The organism is Mycolicibacterium canariasense (genome assembly GCF_002101555.1).
Lineage (GTDB): Bacteria > Actinomycetota > Actinomycetes > Mycobacteriales > Mycobacteriaceae > Mycobacterium > Mycobacterium canariasense.
This window is the reverse complement of the sequence record NZ_LQOL01000111.1, coordinates 1-18,782: the sequence shown is the minus strand read 5'-3', so window position 1 is coordinate 18,782 and position 18,782 is coordinate 1. Positions and strand designations below refer to the sequence as shown.

Annotated in this window: 19 protein-coding genes and 1 tRNA gene; 13 read left to right on the top strand and 7 right to left on the bottom strand. The window is 67.3% G+C overall.

Features of this window, described 5'->3' with window-relative positions; all coding sequences use genetic code 11:
• Position 1: 1 nt before the first annotated feature.
• Genes AWB94_RS33225 through AWB94_RS33215 form a run of 3 tightly spaced genes read right to left on the bottom strand, consistent with a single transcriptional unit; the run spans position 2 to position 4,448 of the window.
• Positions 2–1,597 (bottom strand): acyl-CoA carboxylase subunit beta, encoded by a 1,596-nt coding sequence (locus AWB94_RS33225; protein ID WP_062655607.1) that lies wholly within the window; start codon positions 1,595–1,597, stop codon positions 2–4.
• Positions 1,594–2,745, bottom strand: a complete 1,152-nt coding sequence (locus tag AWB94_RS33220) for an acyl-CoA dehydrogenase family protein (RefSeq protein ID WP_234811973.1) — start codon at positions 2,743–2,745, stop codon at positions 1,594–1,596. Before AWB94_RS33220 ends, AWB94_RS33225 begins: the two co-directional genes overlap by 4 nt.
• The gene (locus AWB94_RS33215; RefSeq protein ID WP_234811972.1) at positions 2,742–4,448 is read right to left on the bottom strand and encodes an acyclic terpene utilization AtuA family protein; all 1,707 of its coding nucleotides are present in this window, start codon (positions 4,446–4,448) and stop codon (positions 2,742–2,744) included. Before AWB94_RS33215 ends, AWB94_RS33220 begins: the two co-directional genes overlap by 4 nt.
• Positions 4,449–4,660: 212 nt before the next feature.
• Between AWB94_RS33215 and rpmF the strand changes: the two genes are divergently transcribed.
• The 7 genes from rpmF to AWB94_RS33180 all read left to right on the top strand — a co-directional run bounded on the left by rpmF (position 4,661) and on the right by AWB94_RS33180 (position 11,154).
• Complete coding sequence (gene rpmF / locus AWB94_RS33210; RefSeq protein ID WP_062655619.1) at positions 4,661–4,834, top strand: 50S ribosomal protein L32; 174 nt, start codon at positions 4,661–4,663, stop codon at positions 4,832–4,834.
• Positions 4,835–4,885: 51 nt separating this feature from the next.
• The gene (locus tag AWB94_RS33205) at positions 4,886–5,572 is read left to right on the top strand and encodes a response regulator transcription factor (RefSeq protein ID WP_062655618.1); all 687 of its coding nucleotides are present in this window, start codon (positions 4,886–4,888) and stop codon (positions 5,570–5,572) included.
• On the top strand, positions 5,572–7,059 hold the full coding sequence (locus AWB94_RS33200) for a HAMP domain-containing sensor histidine kinase (protein WP_084395047.1): 1,488 nt from the start codon (positions 5,572–5,574) through the stop codon (positions 7,057–7,059). Before AWB94_RS33205 ends, AWB94_RS33200 begins: the two co-directional genes overlap by 1 nt.
• Before the next feature lie 171 nt (positions 7,060–7,230).
• Entirely contained in the window at positions 7,231–8,553 is a 1,323-nt protein-coding gene (locus AWB94_RS33195; RefSeq protein WP_062655604.1) for a S1C family serine protease, read from the top strand.
• A gap of 68 nt (positions 8,554–8,621) precedes the next feature.
• The gene (locus AWB94_RS33190) at positions 8,622–9,116 is read left to right on the top strand and encodes a MogA/MoaB family molybdenum cofactor biosynthesis protein (protein ID WP_024453123.1); all 495 of its coding nucleotides are present in this window, start codon (positions 8,622–8,624) and stop codon (positions 9,114–9,116) included.
• Positions 9,117–9,784: 668 nt separating this feature from the next.
• Positions 9,785–10,420 carry a porin MspA gene (locus AWB94_RS33185; protein ID WP_085122609.1) on the top strand — a complete coding sequence of 212 codons (636 nt, stop codon included), beginning with the start codon at positions 9,785–9,787 and terminating at the stop codon, positions 10,418–10,420.
• Between the two features lie 98 nt (positions 10,421–10,518).
• Positions 10,519–11,154, top strand: coding sequence for a porin MspA (locus AWB94_RS33180; RefSeq protein WP_085122607.1), 636 nt, complete (start codon positions 10,519–10,521; stop codon positions 11,152–11,154).
• A 75-nt stretch (positions 11,155–11,229) separates the two neighbouring features.
• Here the strand turns inward: AWB94_RS33180 and mscL are convergent, their stop codons facing one another.
• The 4 genes from mscL to AWB94_RS33160 all read right to left on the bottom strand — a co-directional run bounded on the left by mscL (position 11,230) and on the right by AWB94_RS33160 (position 13,387).
• Positions 11,230–11,625: a large-conductance mechanosensitive channel protein MscL gene (gene mscL, locus AWB94_RS33175; RefSeq protein ID WP_062655603.1), complete on the bottom strand. Its 396-nt coding sequence runs from the start codon at positions 11,623–11,625 to the stop codon at positions 11,230–11,232.
• Positions 11,626–11,695: 70 nt separating this feature from the next.
• Positions 11,696–12,355, bottom strand: coding sequence for an SAF domain-containing protein (locus tag AWB94_RS33170; protein WP_062655602.1), 660 nt, complete (start codon positions 12,353–12,355; stop codon positions 11,696–11,698).
• 60 nt (positions 12,356–12,415) lie between these two features.
• A complete protein-coding gene (locus AWB94_RS33165) occupies positions 12,416–12,745 on the bottom strand; it encodes an FmdB family zinc ribbon protein (protein WP_062655601.1) in 330 nt (109 codons plus the stop codon).
• Between the two features lie 72 nt (positions 12,746–12,817).
• Positions 12,818–13,387: a 5-formyltetrahydrofolate cyclo-ligase gene (locus tag AWB94_RS33160; protein ID WP_062655600.1), complete on the bottom strand. Its 570-nt coding sequence runs from the start codon at positions 13,385–13,387 to the stop codon at positions 12,818–12,820.
• A gap of 62 nt (positions 13,388–13,449) precedes the next feature.
• On the opposite strand from AWB94_RS33160, the gene AWB94_RS33155 reads away from it, so the two are divergent.
• From AWB94_RS33155 to AWB94_RS33125, 6 genes are all read left to right on the top strand, one after another.
• Positions 13,450–14,361, top strand: coding sequence for a UTP--glucose-1-phosphate uridylyltransferase (locus AWB94_RS33155; RefSeq protein ID WP_062655599.1), 912 nt, complete (start codon positions 13,450–13,452; stop codon positions 14,359–14,361).
• Between the two features lie 40 nt (positions 14,362–14,401).
• Complete coding sequence (glp, locus tag AWB94_RS33150) at positions 14,402–15,649, top strand: molybdotransferase-like divisome protein Glp (RefSeq protein WP_062655598.1); 1,248 nt, start codon at positions 14,402–14,404, stop codon at positions 15,647–15,649.
• Between the two features lie 134 nt (positions 15,650–15,783).
• Positions 15,784–16,437, top strand: coding sequence for a GNAT family N-acetyltransferase (locus AWB94_RS33145; protein ID WP_062655597.1), 654 nt, complete (start codon positions 15,784–15,786; stop codon positions 16,435–16,437).
• A 210-nt stretch (positions 16,438–16,647) separates the two neighbouring features.
• Entirely contained in the window at positions 16,648–17,703 is a 1,056-nt protein-coding gene (gene sepX / locus AWB94_RS33140; protein ID WP_062655596.1) for a divisome protein SepX/GlpR, read from the top strand.
• Positions 17,704–17,777: 74 nt separating this feature from the next.
• Positions 17,778–17,853, top strand: a tRNA-Ala gene (locus AWB94_RS33135).
• 546 nt (positions 17,854–18,399) lie between these two features.
• Complete coding sequence (locus tag AWB94_RS33125; protein WP_131805225.1) at positions 18,400–18,756, top strand: hypothetical protein; 357 nt, start codon at positions 18,400–18,402, stop codon at positions 18,754–18,756.
• The last annotated feature ends 26 nt before the right edge of the window (positions 18,757–18,782 follow it).

Genomic DNA, 18,782 nt, shown 5'->3' with positions numbered 1-18,782 from the left:
CTCACATCCTGAAGACGCCGAAATTCGACGTCCCCTCGATCGGGCCGCTGGCGATGGCGGACAGGCACATTCCGAGCACGGTGCGGGTGTCGCGCGGGTCGATCACCCCGTCGTCGTAGAGCCGCCCGGACAGGAAGGCCGGCAGCGACTCGGCCTCGATCTGCGCCTCGACGGCGGCCCGCAGTGCGGCGTCGGCGTCCTCGTCGACCGCTTGCCCACGGGCCTGCGCGGCGGCGCGGCTGACGATCGAGAGCACGCCGGCCAACTGGGCGCCGCCCATCACCGCCGATTTGGCACTGGGCCAGGCGAACAGGAAGCGCGGGTCGTAGGCACGACCGCACATGCCGTAGTGGCCGGCACCGTAGGACGCCCCGATCAGCAGCGAGATGTGCGGCACGGTGGAGTTGGACACGGCGTTGATCATCATCGAGCCGTGCTTGATCATCCCGCCCTCTTCGTACTGCTTACCCACCATGTAGCCGGTGGTGTTGTGCAGGAACAGAAGTGGTGTATCGGACCGGTTGGCCAGCTGGATGAACTGGGTGGCTTTCTGTGACTCCTCGCTGAACAGCACGCCCCTGGCGTTGGCCAGGATGCCGACCGGATACCCGTACAGCCGTGCCCAGCCGGTCACCAGCGACGACCCGTACAGCGGCTTGAACTCGTCGAAATCCGAGTCGTCGACGATGCGGGCGATCACGTCGCGCGGATCGAACGGGATCCGAAGATCGGCGCCCACGAGTCCGATCAGTTCCTCGGCGTCGAACCGCGGTTCGAGCACCGGGGCGGGGGAGGGGCCCTGCTTGCGCCAGTTCAGCCGGGCCACGATGCGCCGGCCGATCCGGATGGCATCGAGCTCGTCGACGGCCAGGTAGTCACCCAGACCCGAAGTGCGGGCGTGCATCTCGGCGCCGCCGAGGGATTCGTCATCGGACTCCTCCCCGGTGGCCATCTTCACCAGCGGTGGGCCGGCCAGGAACACCTTGGAGCGTTCCTTGATCATCACGACGTGGTCGGACATGCCTGGCACGTATGCCCCGCCCGCCGTCGAGTTGCCGAAAACCAGGGCGATGGTGGGGATCCCGGCCGCCGACAGCCGGGTGAGATCCCGGAACATCTGGCCGCCCGGGATGAAGATCTCCTTCTGCGTGGGCAGATCCGCACCGCCGGATTCCACCAGGGAGATCACCGGCAACCGGTTCTGCATGGCGATCTGGTTGGCCCGCAGGATCTTCTTGAGCGTCCACGGATTGCTGGTGCCGCCCTTGACGGTCGGGTCGTTCGCGACGATCAGGCATTCGACGCCGCAGACGGCGCCGATCCCGGTGACCACGCTGGCGCCGACCGCGAAATCGGTGCCCCACGCCGCCAGCGGGCTGAGCTCCAGGAACGGGGCGTCCGGGTCGAGCAGCAGCTCGACGCGTTCGCGCGCGGTCAGCTTGCCGCGGGCATGGTGGCGGTCGACGTACTTGGTGCCGCCCCCGGCCAGTGCCTTGGCGTGCTCGGCGTCCAGTTCGGCGAGTTTGGCCGTCATCGCCTCGGCGGCCTCGGTGTACGCCGACGAGCGGGGGTCCAACGTGGATTTCAGGACGGTCATGACTGGTATCCCAACGTCTTGGCGGCCAGTGCGGTGAGGATTTCGGTGGTCCCGCCGCCGATGCCGAGGATGCGCATGTCGCGGTACTGGCGCTCTACCTCGGACTCGGCCATGTAACCCATGCCGCCGAACAATTGGACGGCCTGGTTGGCCACCCACTCGCCGGCCTCCACCGCGGTGTTCTTGGCGAAGCACACCTCGGCGATCAAACCCATGTCACCGGCCAGCTGCCGCTCGACGATCCTGCGGGTGTAGACCCGGGCCACGTCGATCCGGCGGGCCATCTCGGCCAGCGTGTTCTGCACGGCCTGCCGGGTGATCAACGGGCGTCCGAAGGTCTCGCGGTTGCGACACCAGTCGACGGTGAGGTCCAGGCACCGCTGCGCGCTCGAATACGCTTGGGCGGCAAGGCCCACCCGCTCGGCGACGAACGCGCCGGCGATCTGCAGGAAGCCGGTGTTCTCCACCCCGACCAGATTGTCCACGGGCACCCGGACGTCGGTGTAGGACAGCTCGGCCGTGTCACTGGACCGCCAGCCCATCTTGTCCAGTTTGCGGCTGACCTCGAAACCGGGCGTGCCCTTGTCGACCACGATGAGGGACACGCCGGCCGCGCCGGGCCCGCCGGTGCGCACCGCGGTCACCACGTAGTCGGCGCGCACTCCCGAGGTGATGTAGGTCTTGGCGCCGTTGACGACGTAATGGTCGCCATCCCTGACCGCGCGCGTGGTCAGGTGGCCGACATCGGAGCCGCCGCCCGGTTCGGTGATCGCCAGCGACCCGATCAGGTCACCGCGCAGCGTCGGGCGGACGTAGGTGTCGATCAGGCGCCGATCCCCGGAGGCGATCATGTGCGGCACCGCGATGCCGCAGGTGAACAGGGATGCGAACACTCCGCCGGGGCATCCGGCCTGGTGCATCTCCTCGCAGATGACGACGGCGTCGGCGCCGTCACCGCCGCCACCGCCCACCGACTCGGGCATCCCCGCCCCGAGCAGCCCGGCGGCGCCCGCCTTGCGATGCAGCTCGCGCGGGATCTCACCGTTGCGCTCCCACTCGTCGGCATAAGGGAGCACATCACGTTCGGCGAACGCGTGCACCGACTTTCGGAGCGCTTCGCGTTCGGGAGTGTGCCAGATATCGGTCACAGCAACCTTTCCGGGATGTCGAGATGCCGGGATCGCAGCCATTCGCCGAGTCCCTTGGCTTGCGGGTCGAAGCGGGCCTGATAGGCCACCCCCTGGCCGAGGATGCCCTCGATGACGAAGTTGACCGCCCGCAGATTCGGCAGCAGGTACCGGGTCACCGGCAGGTCGGCGGTCTCGGGGAGCAGCTCGCGCACCTTGTCGACGGTCAACGTGTGTGCCAGCCAGGCCCATTCGTCTGGGGTACGCACCCAGACACCGATATTGGCCGATCCGCCCTTGTCGCCGCTGCGGGCCCCGGCAATGCGGCCCAGCGGGGCGCGCAGCACCGGCCCGGCGACCGGTGCCGGCGGCAGCTCGGGGTCGGCCACCGCGGCCAGCTCGAGGGTGTCGGTGGCCGCGGCGATCTCGACCCGACTGCCGTCGGCGTGCACCGCGACGTGCGGCACCAGCTTGGCATCCACATAGCCGGGCGTGAACACCCCGTACACCTGGCCGTCGCCCGGCGGCGCGGTGGAGGTGAAACCGGGATAGCTGGCCAATGCGAGTTCGACTGCGGCCGAAGAGAACTGACGTCCCACCTTGGCGGGGTCGGGATCGCGCACCACACAGTGCAGCAGGGCGCTGGCGGCCTCCTCGGTGTCGGCGTCGGGATGGTCGGTGCGGGCCAGCGTCCATTCCAGCTCGGCGGGCCGCACCGTCAGATTGCCCTCCAGCTGACGCTGTAGCAGCTCGGCCTTCGCGTCGATGTCCAGGCCGGTGAGCACGAACGACGTCGCGTTGCGGAAACCGCCGATGCTGTTGAGCGAAACCTTCAGCGTGGGTGGCGGCGCCTCGCCGCGCACACCGTGCACCCGCACCCGGTCCGGTCCGTCGTCCGCCAGTGACACGCTGTCCATCCGCAACGTGACATCCGGATTGGCGTAGCGCGCGCCGGTGATCTCGTAGAGCAGCTGGGCGGTGACGGTGCCGGTGCTGACCGATCCGCCGGTGCCGGCGTGCTTGGTGATCACCGACGACCCGTCGGCCGCGATCTCCGCGAGCGGGAATCCGGGCCGGGTGAGATCGGGTAGCTCGGTGAAGAAGGAGTAGTTGCCGCCGGTGGCCTGCGTGCCGCATTCGATGATGTGGCCCGCGGCGACGGCACCGGCCAACGCGTCGTAGTCGGTGCGGGACCAGCCGTGGTGGGCGGCGGCCGGCCCGACGATCACCGACGCGTCGGTGACGCGTCCGGTCACCACGACGTCGGCGCCGGCGTTCAGGCAGTCGACGATGCCCCAGGCGCCCAGGTAGGCGTTGGCCGCCAGCACACCCCCGAATCCGAGTTCGTCGGCGCGAGCCACCAGGTCGTCGCCCTCGACATGGGCGACCGTGACCGTCAGGCCCAGCCGATCGGCCAGCTCGCGCACCGCGCCGGCCAGTGCGCCGGGGTTGAGTCCGCCGGCATTGGCCACGATCTTCACGCCGCGATCGAGCGCGATGCCCAGGCACTCTTCGAGTTGGCGCAGGAAGGTCTTGGCGTAGCCCAGGGCCGGATTCTTGGCGCGGTCGCGGGCCAGGATGAGCATGGTGAGTTCGGCGAGGTAGTCGCCGGTCAGGTAATCGAGCTCACCGCCGGTGAGCATCTCTCGCATCGCCGCGAAGCGATCGCCGTAGAACCCCGAACAGTTGCCGATCCGAACCGCATCGCCGGCCGCAGACGCCACGCATTCTCCCTTGAACCGGGCGGGACGCGATCGCATCCCAACCAACCGGTAGGTTATCGGGTACCGATGGTCTCGAGTCAAGGGGCGGGTCGCGCCCGCTGGCTCGTTTTGGAGCGGACGCGGCTCACCGGCTATCCTCAAGTGCAATTGTCGCCGCTGAGGTGCCGCGCGACTTTGACTTTTCAGAACCCGAACACAAGGAGATGCACGTCATGGCCGTGCCCAAGCGGAGAATGTCGCGCTCGAACACCCGTAGCCGGCGTGCGCAGTGGAAGACCGAGGCCACCGGCCTGGTCAACGTCAACGTGGCCGGTCAGCAGCACAAGGTGCCGCGGCGCCTGCTCAAGGCCGCCCGCCTCGGCCTCATCGACCTCGACCGTAAGTAGCTCGGCAGCGCCTCTCAGGTCGCTCTCAGACACGCGGGTGACACTGTGCCGGTGCGCATTCTTGTCGTTGATGACGATCGCGCGGTGCGCGAATCACTGCGCCGGTCGCTCTCGTTCAACGGGTACTCGGTCGAGTTGGCCCAGGATGGTGTCGAGGCACTGGATCTGATCGCCAGTGACCGTCCGGACGCCTTGGTCCTGGATGTCATGATGCCGCGCCTCGATGGCCTGGAGGTCTGCCGGCACCTTCGCAGCACCGGTGACGATCTGCCGATCCTGGTGCTGACCGCCCGTGACTCGGTATCCGAACGGGTGGCCGGGCTCGATGCCGGCGCCGACGATTACCTGCCCAAGCCGTTCGCCCTCGAAGAGCTGCTGGCGCGGATGCGTGCCCTGCTGCGCCGTCGGGTGCCCGACGACAGCAGCGAATCACGGGCACTGACCTTCTCCGACCTCAGCCTGGATCCGGTGACCCGCGAGGTCACCCGCGGCGAGCGGTCCATCAGTCTGACCCGCACCGAGTTCGCGCTGCTGGAGATGCTCATCGCGAACCCGCGCCGGGTGCTGACCCGCAGCCGTATCCTCGAAGAGGTGTGGGGTTTCGACTTCCCTACGTCGGGCAACGCCCTTGAGGTGTATGTCGGTTACCTGCGCCGCAAGACGGAGGCCGAAGGAGAACCGCGGCTGATCCACACCGTGCGCGGCGTGGGTTATGTGCTGCGTGAGACCCCGCCCTGATGTCCGTGAAACTGCCCTACCGCCGCTACACAACGGTTCGCAACGTCAGTTCGGTATCGCTGCGCTGGCGGGTGATGCTGCTGGCGATGTCGATGGTGGCCATGGTGGTGGTGCTGATGGCCGTCGCCGTGTACGTCGTGGTGTCCCGGTCGGTGTTCGCCGACATCGACAATCAGCTGCACAGCCGGGCGCGACTGCTCATCGAGAGCGGCTCGCTGGCCGCCGATCCCGGCAAGGCCATCGAAGGCACCGCCTACTCCGACGTGAATGCCATGCTGGTCAGCCCGGGTCGGTACATCTACACCGCCAACCAGGAGGGGCAGACGCTGCCCCTGGGGGCGCCGGAGAAAGCGGTGGTGCAGGGTGACCTGCTGATGTCGTTGCGGACCGCCAACAACCAGCGGGTGCTCGCCGTGCATCTGGCCGACGGCAATTCCCTGCTGATCTCCAAGAGTCTGGCGCCCACACTCGCACTGCTCAAACGACTCGGCACCATCCTGGCCATCGTCGGTGGTGCGGGCATGGCGGTGGCCGCCATTGCCGGGGGCATGGTGGCCCGCGCCGGCCTGCGTCCGGTGGGCCGGCTGACACAGGCCGCCGAACGGGTGGCACGCACCGACGACCTGCGCCCCATCCCGGTGGTGGGCACCGACGAACTGGCCCGGCTCACCGAGGCCTTCAACATGATGCTGCGCGCGCTGGCCGAATCCCGGGAACGCCAGGCCCGGCTGGTCACCGACGCCGGTCACGAGCTGCGCACGCCGCTCACGTCGTTGCGCACCAACGTCGAACTGCTGATGGCGTCCATGGCGCCGGGCGCACCCCGGTTGCCCGATGAGGAGATGGCCGGGCTGCAGGCCGATGTCGTCGCCCAGATCGGTGAATTGTCCACCCTGGTCGGCGATTTGGTGGATCTGAGCCGCGACGACGCCGGCGTCGTGATCCACGAGACGGTGGATATCTCCGATGTGGTGGATCGTTCCCTCGAGCGAGTTCGCCGGCGCCGCAGCGATATCGAGTTCGACGCCGACGTGATCTCGTGGCAGGTCTACGGCGACGCCGCGGGTCTGTCCCGCGCCGTGCTCAATCTGCTGGACAACGCGGCCAAGTGGAGCCCGCCCGGCGGTCGGGTGTCGGTGCGGCTCCAGCAACGCGATGCCGTGCATGCCGAACTGGTGGTCGCCGACCATGGCCCGGGTATCCCGCCGGAGGAGCGTGAGCTGGTCTTCGAGCGCTTCTACCGGTCCACCTCGGCGCGCGCCATGCCAGGGTCGGGGCTCGGCCTGGCGATCGTCAAACAGGTGGTGCTCAAACACGGCGGGACGATCCGCGTCGAAGAGACCGTGCCGGGTGGGCAACCGCCGGGCACCTCCATCCGCGTCATGTTGCCCGGCCGGCGGGCGTTGCCCGAAGCCCCCGTCGCCGAGCCCGCGACACGCACGATCAATTCGGTGGACGGCGTGGTGGCGGGCGCGGACAATAGTTGACGTCCGGCTGGGGGTGTAGCGCCGCATCGGGGTGTGATCTGTGACGCGTGGGGATTTCCTCGCGTCGTCCACGACGTTCTCTAAGTGGATTCTCAGCCCAACTGGGCACTGTGTACGTGACGGACGCGTTGTCCAGGTAACAGCACCACGACAGAGAGAGCGCGGAGCCACATGACCAACCACCCCAGGTACACGCCCCCGCAGCGCCCCGGCGGGTACGAGCCGGGGTCCGGATACTCCCCCACGCATGGTGGCCCGCAGGCCGGTTATCAGCACTCTCAGCCGCCGTATGACTGGCGCTATGCGCAGCAACCGCGGCAGCAGCACCCCGTCGCGCCGCAGTACGACCCGTACCGGCCGTCCGGAGGCACCGCGCCGCGTCGGCAAAAGCGTTCCCGCACAGGGGCATTGGTTGTCGGTGCGGTTGCCATCGCCGTGGTGTCCGCCGGCGTCGGCGGCGGCGTGGCGGTGCTGGCCCAGCCGGACCGCACCACGGCCACCACCTCCTTCGGCGGCGCCGCCCCGAGTGTGCCGGCGGCCAGCCTGCCGGTCGGTTCGGTCGAGCAGGTCGCGGCCAAGGTGGTGCCCAGCGTCGTCAAGCTGGAGACCGATATGGGCCGGGCGTCCGAGGAAGGCTCCGGGATCATCCTGAGCAGCGACGGACTGATCCTCACCAACAACCACGTCGTGGCCGCCGCCGCACCGGGCGCACCGGGCGCCCCGGGCGGCGCCGCGCAGACCAAGGTGACGTTCGCCGACGGCCGGACCACCACCTTCAGCATCGTCGGCACCGATCCCAGCAGTGACATCGCGGTGGTGCGGGCCCAGGGCGTGTCCGGGCTGACCCCGATCACCCTGGGGTCCTCGGAGAACCTGCGGGTGGGACAGGACGTGGTGGCCGTCGGGTCCCCGCTGGGCCTGGAGGGCACCGTCACCACCGGCATCGTCAGCGCCCTGAACCGTCCGGTGGCAGCCGGCGGTGACGCCAAGAATCAGAACACCGTGTTGGACGCCATCCAGACCGATGCCGCCATCAACCCGGGTAACTCCGGCGGTGCGCTGGTCAACATGAACGGCGAGCTGGTGGGGGTGAACTCCGCTATCGCGACCCTCGGTGGTGACTCGGGGCAGTCGCAGAGCGGCTCCATCGGTCTGGGCTTCGCCATCCCGGTGGATCAGGCCAAGCGGATCGCCGACGAGCTCGTGCAGAACGGCACCGCATCCCATGCCTCGCTGGGTGTGCAGGTCGGCAACGACGCCGGGGCCGATGGCGCCAAGATCGTGGAGGTGACCGCCGGCGGCGCCGCCGCGGCTGCGGGCCTGCCCAGCGGCGTCGTGGTGACCAAGGTGAACGACCGGGTGATCAGTAGCGCCGACGCGCTGGTGGCCGCGGTGCGTTCGAAAGCCCCGGGCACCAAGATCACCCTCACCTATCTGGATCCGTCCGGGAAACCGGCCACCCTGGACGTCACCTTGGGGAAGGCAGCCCAGTGACGCGCACACGTGGTCGCGCCTGGCTGTCGGCTGCTCCGTTGTCCCCGGCCGGATATACGGTGGCACTCATGGAACAACCTGGGGCGTTGGTAGGGCGTGCACTCGTCGTCGTCGTCGATGACCGGACTGCACATGGGGAAGAAGATCACAGTGGGCCGTTGGTCACCGAACTGCTCGGTGAGGCCGGATTCCTGGTCGACGGTGTGGTGGTGGTCGCCGCCGACGAGGTCGAGATCCGCAACGCGCTCAACACCGCGGTGATCGGCGGGGTCGATCTGGTGATCTCGGTCGGCGGCACTGGGGTGAGCCCCCGTGACGTCACCCCCGAGGCCACCGTCGACATCCTGGATCGTGAGCTGCTCGGCATCTCGGAGGCGCTGCGGGCGTCGGGACTGTCCGCGGGCATCATCGACGCGGGCGTCTCCCGGGGGTTGGCCGGTATCTCCGGCAGCACCCTGGTGGTCAACATTGCCGGTTCCCGCGCGGCCGTGCGCGACGGCATGGCCACCTTGGGGCCGCTCGCCGGCCAGATCATCGGCCAGCTGTCGAGTCTTGACATTTAGCGGCGTTTGTCCGGCCCGAAGTATGCGAGTTCGTGCACGTGAGGGAAGAAAATGCAGGCCCGTTGCGTTACAGCCGCGTGAACGGGACGGTGGACGCGAATGTGATGTTCATCACAGCTGGGGGATGATGTGAGCGAGCCCTCCAAGCCGTCGAGAGATGTAGTTAACGCAATCTTCGGCGACGAGCTGCCCAGCACCACCCGCGACGAGCGGGTCGATGATTTGCCGGCGGAGGCATCCGAGCGTGACCGCTGGCTCCGCGACAACGTGCCGCCACACCACGGCTGAGCTGTGATTTCGTTCTGATCGGCCGGAATCTCTTTGATTCCGGTTGGAAACTCCGTGCGATTCGACGGACGGGGCAAATCCGCCATCGCGTGAGTGCTGCGCCTCTGGTGCGCCCGATCGTTGCTGGATTCGCACCGCCCAGCAAACTTCCGGAGTGAGCCTCCGCGGTGGCGGATGTCACCACGCACGCGTTGCCGGGTGGATGCCTCCCCGTTATGTTCCTCGTGTCAACGATGAGCAAAGAGTAAGAGCAACATGTGGGCTTTCTAATTTGGTCCACATGAAGGTCTTGCAAGGTGTGAGGTTTGCGCTAGGGCCGGGCCACACATCGACACACACGGTGAACACGCCAGAACACCGTCGGCACAGCTAGGGAGAACATGAAGGCATTCAGTCGGGTGCTGCTTGCGATGGTCACTGTTGTGGCTGGAGCGTTTGCATCGCTCTTTATCGGCATGGGCACTTCTCACGCAGGTCTGGACAACGAGCTGAGCCTCGTGGACGGCAAGGACTGGACCCTGACCATTCAGCAGTGGGATACGTTCCTCAATGGCGTGTTCCCGTTGGACCGCAACCGGCTGACCCGTGAGTGGTTCCATTCGGGTAAGGCCAAGTACATCGTGTCGGGTCCGGGTGCTGACGAGTTCGAGGGCACGTTGGAGCTGGGTTACCAGATCGGTTTCCCGTGGTCGCTGGGTGTGGGTATCAACTTCAGCTACACGACGCCGAACATCCTGCTCGACGATGCGACGCCGGCCAACCCGCTGCAGGTGATCACCCCGAACCTGTTCCCGGGTGCGTCGATCAGCGCTGACCTGGGTAACGGCCCGGGCATCCAGGAGGTTGCGACCTTCTCGACCGATGTGTCGGGTGCCAATGGTGCGGTCGCGGTGTCCAATGCGCACGGCACGGTGACCGGTGCTGCCGGTGGTGTGCTGCTGCGTCCGTTCGCTCGGTTGATCGCCAAGGAGGGTGACTCGGTCACCACCTACGGCGAGCCTTGGAACATGAACTGACGTTTCGGCGATAAACGGCGCGGGGGTGCCGTCTGGGCTTCGGCCCGGGCGGCACCACCTGCGTATTGGGCCACACCACACACAGGTAGAGGGAGAACATGAAGGCATTCAGTCGGGTGCTGCTTGCGATGGTCACTGTTGTGGCTGGAGCGTTTGCATCGCTCTTTATCGGCATGGGCACTTCTCACGCAGGTCTGGACAACGAGCTGAGCCTCGTGGACGGCAAGGACCGGACCCTGACCATTCAGCAGTGGGATACGTTCCTCAATGGCGTGTTCCCGTTGGACCGCAACCGGCTGACCCGTGAGTGGTTCCATTCGGGTAAGGCCAAGTACATCGTGTCGGGTCCGGGTGCTGACGAGTTCGAGGGCACGTTGGAGCTGGGTTACCAGATCGGTTTCCCGTGGTCGCTGGGTGTGGGTATCAACTTCAGCTACACGACGCCGAACATCCTGCTCGACGATGCGACGCCGGCCAACCCGCTGCAGGTGATCACCCCGAACCTGTTCCCGGGTGCGTCGATCAGCGCTGACCTGGGTAACGGCCCGGGCATCCAGGAGGTTGCGACCTTCTCGACCGATGTGTCGGGTGCCAATGGTGCGGTCGCGGTGTCCAATGCGCACGGCACGGTGACCGGTGCTGCCGGTGGTGTGCTGCTGCGTCCGTTCGCTCGGTTGATCGCCAAGGAGGGTGACTCGGTCACCACCTACGGCGAGCCCTGGAACATGAACTAGCACATGAACTAGCACATGAACTAGCTCGTTCCCGCGAAAACAGCCCCCGGCCGCAACCGGGGGCTGTTTTCGTGTTCACGCCTTGTCGAGCGGATTGCCTTCGGCGCGTCCGGCCAGCAGGTCGCGGATCTCGGTGAGCAGCACCACTTCGGCGTCGGCGACTTCTTCCTTCTCTTTGCGGAACTTGCTGTAGGGCAGCACGATCAGGAAGTAGACGACCCCCGCGACGAGCACGAAATTGATGGCGGCCGACACCAACACATTCAGGTCGATGGTCTGCCCGCCCCCGATGCTGATCCGCAGGATGCCGTAGTCGGAATCGCCACCGGCTCCGATCCGGTTGATCAGCGGCTGGATGATGCTTTCGGTGAACTTGGTGACCAGCGCGGTGAACGCGGTGCCGATGACGACGGCAACCGACAGATCGATGATGTTTCCGCGCAACAGGAACTCTTTGAAACCTTTGAGCATGCGGGGACCCTTCCAGCAGTTCGACGGTATCGACCCCGCAAACCTTACCGAGCCGAGGTGGCGGCCGGCCTCAGTGAAATGTGACCGTGATCTGCCTGGTCAGTGCGGTTCCGGCGACGGTATTGGCGGCCACGCGGGGCAATGCCACCAGCACCACCCGATCGGCGGCGCCGGCCGAACCGGAGGTAGGCGGCGACACCAGCGTCACGACCGCGTCGGTGGCGATGACTTCGGGTTGGGTGTCCGGGCCTGCGGCGGTGCTGCCGCCGGCCAGCACGTCGACCACGTCGCCGGGCCGGATGAGGTCCACCAGCGCATCGTCGGCGAGGTGCAGCGAGACGATCCTGGCTTCCGGCCCCGCGGTGGCCTCGGCCAGCCGTGGTCCGAGCAGACGCACGTCGGTGAGCACTTCACCGCGACGGGCGGGCGCTGCCAGTGTGGCGTCCACCGCGGCCGCCACGTCGGTGTGCGCGCCGTCAGGAATGGTTGCCGCCAAACGCTTTTCGATCCGTACGTCGGCCGGCGTGAGGGCGGTGCCGGGCGCCAGGTCTCGGGCCGCGACAAGGACGGGCCGCACCGCGGCGTCCGGGTCGGGCCGCAACGCCGCGGCGGCGGCCAGCAGCACGAGCAGACCCGCCGCGAGCCGACGGGCGGCCACGGTCCGGGTCCAGCTGGGCCGCAGGCCGTGCCGCAGCCGCGACCACAGCGCCGGATTCAGTGATTCGCCCACGCCTCACGCTAAGGCCGGTGGTGCGGTGGGGGACAGCCCGCGCGGCGGGCCTGTGGATAACTAGCTGGAAGCGGCCGCGGCCGGAGTCGAGCTGCTCGAGCTGGACGACGCGGACGACGAGCTGCCCGACGACGAGTCCGAGGATGACGACGACGAACTCGAGCCGCTGTCGCTCGTGGCGGACGAACCGGCGGTGCTGCTGGACTTCGACGAGTCGCGGCTGTCGGTGCGGTAGAAGCCGCTGCCCTTGAACACCACACCCACCTTGCCGAAAAGCTTGCGCAGGCGGCCGGAGCACTTGGGGCACGTGGTCAGCGCGTCATCACTGAACGCCTGCACGGCATCGAAACGGTTGTCGCATTCGGTGCACGCATAAGAATAGGTAGGCACGAAACCCTCCGAGACAGTCAAACTTTCTGGCACTCTACCGGCCCAAGTGCTAGAACCGCTACGTGGGGCAGGTCATTCCCGCATCGCCAGCGCCACGATGCCCCTGCCGGGGGTCACCACATGCGTCATCGGCACGTCGTGTGGCTCCATCGGTAGTTCGTCGAGCACTTCGTCGTCACGCACCACCGCGATCAGTCGGGCCGCCGGATCGGCCAGCGGCAGGGCCCGATCGTAGAAACCGGCCCCGCGGCCCAGCCGCACCCCGCGCCGGTCGACCGCCAGTGCCGGCACCAGCACCGCCGCCGCCGTCCCGATCGCCTCGGGCCCCAGCCAGGGCGGTGCGGGTTCGCGCAAACCGAACGGCGCGGCGACCAGCCGGCCGGGCGAGTACGCGCCCCACTGCATCGGTTGTCTCGCCCTGGCGACGGGCAGCAGGACCCGCACGCGGGCGGTGTCGAGTGCGTCGAGCATCGCCGGCGAGCCGGGTTCGGATCCCACCGGCACGTAGCCGCACACGGTGTCACCCGGACGAAAGGCGGCCCGGAGATGAGTTTGCAGGGCGGTGGCCTCCGCCAGCCGAACCTGGGCGGGCACCGCGCGCCGAGCGGCGAGAATGCGTTCTCGCAGCACCGGTTTTGTCATGATTGCCACGATTGCGCCGCTACCCCTTCGCCTAGGTACTGGCTGGTATTAGTGTGTCAACGATGACACAGGCACAGGTTCCGATCCCGAGGACGGCGGTCGTTCCCGCAGCCGGTCTGGGGACACGATTTCTCCCGGCCACCAAGACGGTCCCCAAGGAACTCCTGCCGGTGGTGGACACCCCGGGTATCGAGTTGGTCGCCGCCGAGGCGGCCGAGGCCGGGGGCGAACGACTGATCATCGTCACCTCCGAGGGCAAGGACGGCGTCGTCGCGCACTTCGTCGAGGACCTGATCCTGGAGGGCACGCTGGAAGCCCGCGGCAAGCACACGATGCTGGAGAAGGTCCGCCGCGCGCCCGCGCTGATCAAGGTGGAATCGGTGGTCCAGGCGGAGCCGCTCGGACTCGGGCACGCCGTGGGCTGCGTCGAGGAGAAGCTGCTCGACGACGAGGACGCCATCGCCGTGCTGCTGCCCGACGACCTGGTGCTGCCCACCGGTGTGCTGGAGACCATGTCGAAGGTGCGCGCGAAGCGGGGCGGAACGGTGTTGTGCGCCATCGAGGTTCCCGAGGACGAGATCAGTGCCTACGGCGTGTTCGATGTCGAGACGGTCCCGGACGCCGCGAACCCGAATGTGCTCCGGGTCAAGGGCATGGTGGAAAAGCCCAAGGCCGAGGACGCGCCGTCGCTGTACGCGGCGGCCGGACGCTACGTGCTGGACCGGGCCATCTTCGACGCCCTGCGCCGGGTTGATCGGGGTATCGGTGGGGAGATCCAGCTGACCGACGCCATCGCGCTGTTGATCGAAGAGGGCCACCCGGTGCATGTCGTGGTGCACCGTGGGTCGAGACACGACTTGGGAAATCCCGGCGGCTACCTCAAGGCTGCGGTTGACTTTGCGTTGGAACGCGACGACTACGGACCAGAGCTGCGGCGGTGGTTGGTCGAGCGATTGGGCCTGGCCGAGAAATAACGACTGCGCGGCCGGTCTGCGGACAGGAGAAAGGCGTGCAGTGCGTTCGGTTGAGGAGCAGCAGGCTCGAGTAGCGGCTGCCGCGGTGGCACCACGTCCGGTGCGGGTGGCGATCGCCGAATCGCAGGGCCTGATGTGCGCCGAAGAGGTGGTCACCGAGCGACCGCTGCCGGGCTTCGATCAGGCCGCGATCGACGGTTATGCCGTCCGCAGCGTCGACGTGGCCACCGTGGGTGGCACCGACGACGGGTCCGGCGAGGTGAGCCTGCCGGTGGTCGGGCACGTCGACGCCGGTGCCCGGACACCGAGTCGGCTGCAGCCGCGGCAAGCCGCCCGGGTGCAAACCGGTGCGCCGATGCCGACCCTGGCCGACGCGGTGCTGCCGCTGCGCTGGACCGATGGCGGCCAATCCCGGGTGCGGGTGCTGCGCGGGGTGCGCTCGGGTGCCTACGTGCGCCGCACCGGTGACGATGTGCAGCCCGGGGACGTCGCCGTGCGGGCCGGCACGATCATCGGCGCCGCGCAGGTCGGTCTGCTCGCTGCCGTCGGGCGGGATCGGGTGCTGGTGCATCCGCGGCCGAGGATGTCGGTGCTGTCGGTGGGCGGGGAACTGGTCGACGTGTCCAGGACGCCGGGCAACGGGCAGGTCTATGACGTCAACTCCTATGCGCTGGCCGCCGCGGGCCGCGATGCCGGGGCCGAGGTGAACCGGGTCGGCATCGTCAACGGCGACCCGGCGGAGCTGCGCGAGGTCGTCGAGGGCCAGATCAGCCGCTCCGAGGTGGTGGTGATCGCCGGCGCGGTCGGCGGGGCGGCCGCCGAGGCGGTGCGTTCCGTGCTCTCCGAGCTGGGGGAGATGGAGGTCGTGCGGGTCGCGATGCATCCCGGGTCGGTGCAGGGGTTCGGTCAGTTGGGGCGCGACGGTGTCCCGGTGTTCCTGCTGCCGGCCAACCCGGTGAGCGCACTGGTGGTGTTCGAGGTGATGGTCCGCCCGCTGATCCGGATGTCGCTGGGTAAACGGCAGCCGATGCGCCGGGTGATCCAGGCCAGGACCCTGTCGCCGATCAGTTCGGTGGCCGGGCGCAAGGGGTTCCTGCGCGGGCAGCTGATGCGTGACCAGGACACCGGCGAGTATCTGGTGCAGGCCCTCGGCGGTGCGCCGGGTGCGTCCTCGCACCTGCTGGCCACGCTCGCCGAGGCGAACTGTCTGGTGATCGTGCCGAGCGACGCCGAGCAGGTCCGCACCGGCGAGGTGGTCGACGTCGCATTCCTTGCACAGCGCGGCTGACCGCGTGAGCGAAGCTTGCGGAGCGAACCGACAGATGACGCGCGAGAGCCGAGCCTGCGAGGCAATCGCGTGAGCGAAGCTTGCGGAGCGAACCGACAGATGACGCGCGAGAGCCGAGCCTGCGAGGCAATCGCGTGAACCGCTGGCGTACGAGTGCGGTCCATCCGGGATGGCCGTTGCCCGCCGGGCCCATCCGGGTGCCGGCCGGCCTGGTGGGGCTACGGCCGATCCGGCTGCGCGACGGTGCCCAGTGGAGCAAACTGCGGCTCGCCGACCGGGCCCACCTGGAGCCGTGGGAGCCCAGTGCCGATGTGAGTTGGGAAGTGCGTCATGCCATTTCGTCGTGGCCCGCGGTGTGCTCGGGACTGCGGGGCGAGGCGCGTAAGGGGCGCATGCTGCCCTATGTCATCGAACTGGACGGCCAGTTCGCCGGGCAGATCACCATCGGGAACGTCACCCACGGCGCGCTGCGGTCGGCGTGGATCGGGTACTGGGTGGCCAAGCAGTTCACCGGCTCGGGGGTGGCCACGGCGGCGCTGGCGTTGGGGCTGGACCACGCGTTCGGTCCGGTGATGTTGCATCGGGTGGAGGCCACCGTGCGCCCGGAGAATCAGGCCAGCCGCGCGGTGCTGGCCAAGGCCGGCTTCCGGGAAGAGGGGCTGTTGCAGCGCTATCTCGATGTCGACGGCGCCTGGCGCGACCATCTGCTGGTGGCGATCACCATCGAGGAAGTGCAGGGTTCGGTGGCCGCGCAGCTGGTGCGCAGCGGCCGCGCCAGCTGGACCTGACCCCCTCATCGCCCAATTGATCAAACGGGCGGGAAAGTGCGAGTGCATTTCGGTATTTCGTCGATCTCGGCGGCGTCCAATGTGACGAATGTGACTTGTGTGACTGATGGTGCTTGTACTCAGTGAATTACAGGTGTGTAATTGTCTCGGCGCGCCGTGGACGGATGCGCTGGTCACAGACCTAGCCTGAAGGGGAAAGGAGCAGGCGTCATGCCAAGCATCCCCCAATCTCTGTTGTGGATCTCCCTTGTCGTGCTCTGGCTCTTCGTGCTGGTGCCGATGTTGGTGAGCAAACGTGACACCGTCCGCCGCACCAGCGACGTCGCCTTGGCCACCCGGGTGCTCAACACCGGCCGCAACGCGCGTCTGCGCCGGCGCGCCCGTCCGGCCGGCGGGCACCAGAGCGATCCGCACTGGCAGCCGGTCGAGGACGAGTACGTCGGCGACCTCGACGACGCGGACCACGACGGCGCCGAGCAGCCGGTGCGGCGCGCCGTGGTGCTTGCCGAGGCGGTCCAAGAGAGTTCCGAACCCGACTACCTCGACGTCGACATCGTCGAAGAGGATTCCGGCGCCCTGCCGATCGGCGAATCGTTCGGGCGGGAGCAGGCCCAAACCGAGGAATTGCCCTTGGATTTCGGCAATGCGGACGTCGAGCCCGAGACCGAACCGGTGGCCCAGCAGCAGCCGACCACCGAGGCTGTCGAGGGTGCCGAGGAGGAGCCGGCCGATCTGGTCGACGACGGCACCGAGGACGACTACGAGTACGTCGACGACACCTCGGGCCTGGAGCCCGAGGCCGAGTCGGAATCCGCCGGGGCGCAGTCCTTCGCGGCCGCGCGGCGTGACCGCTTCGAGTCCAAGACCGCGCAAGCGGTCAGCGCCCGCAAGTACACCTTCCGCAAGCGCGTGTTGTCGGTGATGGCGGCGCTGCTGATGGTGACCGCGGCCCTGCCGTTCCTGCTCGGGCCCGGCATGTGGTGGGCGTGCGGCTCCGTCGCCACGGTGACCGTGCTGTACCTGGCGTATCTGCGCCGCCAGACCCGCATCGAGGAGCAACTGCGGCGCCGGCGGGCGCACCGGATGATGCGGTCGCGGCTGGGGGTGGAGAACACCGGTGACCCCGAGTACGACGTGGTGCCGTCGCGGTTGCGGCGCCCCGGTGCGGCCATCTTGGAGATCGACGACGAGGACCCCATCTTCGAGCATCTGGAGTACACGACGGCCGCGCGAAGCTGGGATCTGCCGCGCGCGGCGGGGCAGTGACTCTTCCCGGGACCGCGTACTAGCGGCCGGTTTCTGCCGTCGCCGGTATGCCTGATAACCTGCTACCGGCACAAGGGGCTATAGCGCAGTTGGTAGCGCGTCTCGTTCGCATCGAGAAGGTCAGGGGTTCGATTCCCCTTAGCTCCACCATTGTGATGAGTCGAGTCATGGGTTACACCTGAGTCGCGTCATTGGTTACAGAAAGCTCCGGCCATCGGCCGGGGCTTTTTTGTTGGTTGCGCCAGTAGTTGCGGTGGGGGTCGACGGTGTGGCTGGAGATGAGTTGGTGAGTGGTTCTGCTGATGACTGTCACGGTGGTGGGGTGACGACGATGAGCGCGGGGGTGGCGGCGTGGGGCTTGGCCTGAGTCAGGAAGCTGCCGCCGTCCGATGCGGTATTCACGGGACGCAGCTCGGCAGGTCGAGCGTGGTCAGCGCAGTCTGCGATCCGAGACGATCATCAAGATCGCAGACGGACTTGATATTGATGCTGGACTGCTGATGACTGACCTGCCCTTTCCACAGGATTAGCCCACTCGTCGCCGAATACACGTCGGTTTGCGTTTTCTCTGGTCTAATTTCAATAAATGCGCCAAGTGAAGCGTTATTAATTGCTGTCAGGGATTAAAGCGGCGACACTGTCACATCCTTGGTTTATAATAAACCTGATGCTTTGTGCTTAACCTGGGAGTCGCCGATGGCAATCCATTTACCGAATGTAGCGAGTCAGCTACAAATAGAACAGTGGGCCGCGAAGTATGACGCGCGATCTGTATTACCGCACCTCGTGCGTAAAATCATTACGGAGTCGGTTCCCAACGTCACCCGTCTCATCATGCCGATTGAAGAGCATGTCGATTTCGAAGGTTACGATGGCGAGGTCACGTCGCCGGTCGAGACGCCGTTTGTTCCCAAGGGCGACAGCGTCTGGGAATTTGGTAAGTCGGGAAACCCCAAAGGCAAGGCTGACGAAGATTACCATAAGCGAACCTACGAGGATTCCGGGCTCTTCATGATTGAGGGTGTAGAACGGTCAGCTGCTGTCGGCCTGTGATTGGGGTGTCTGGTTGGCTGGGTGTG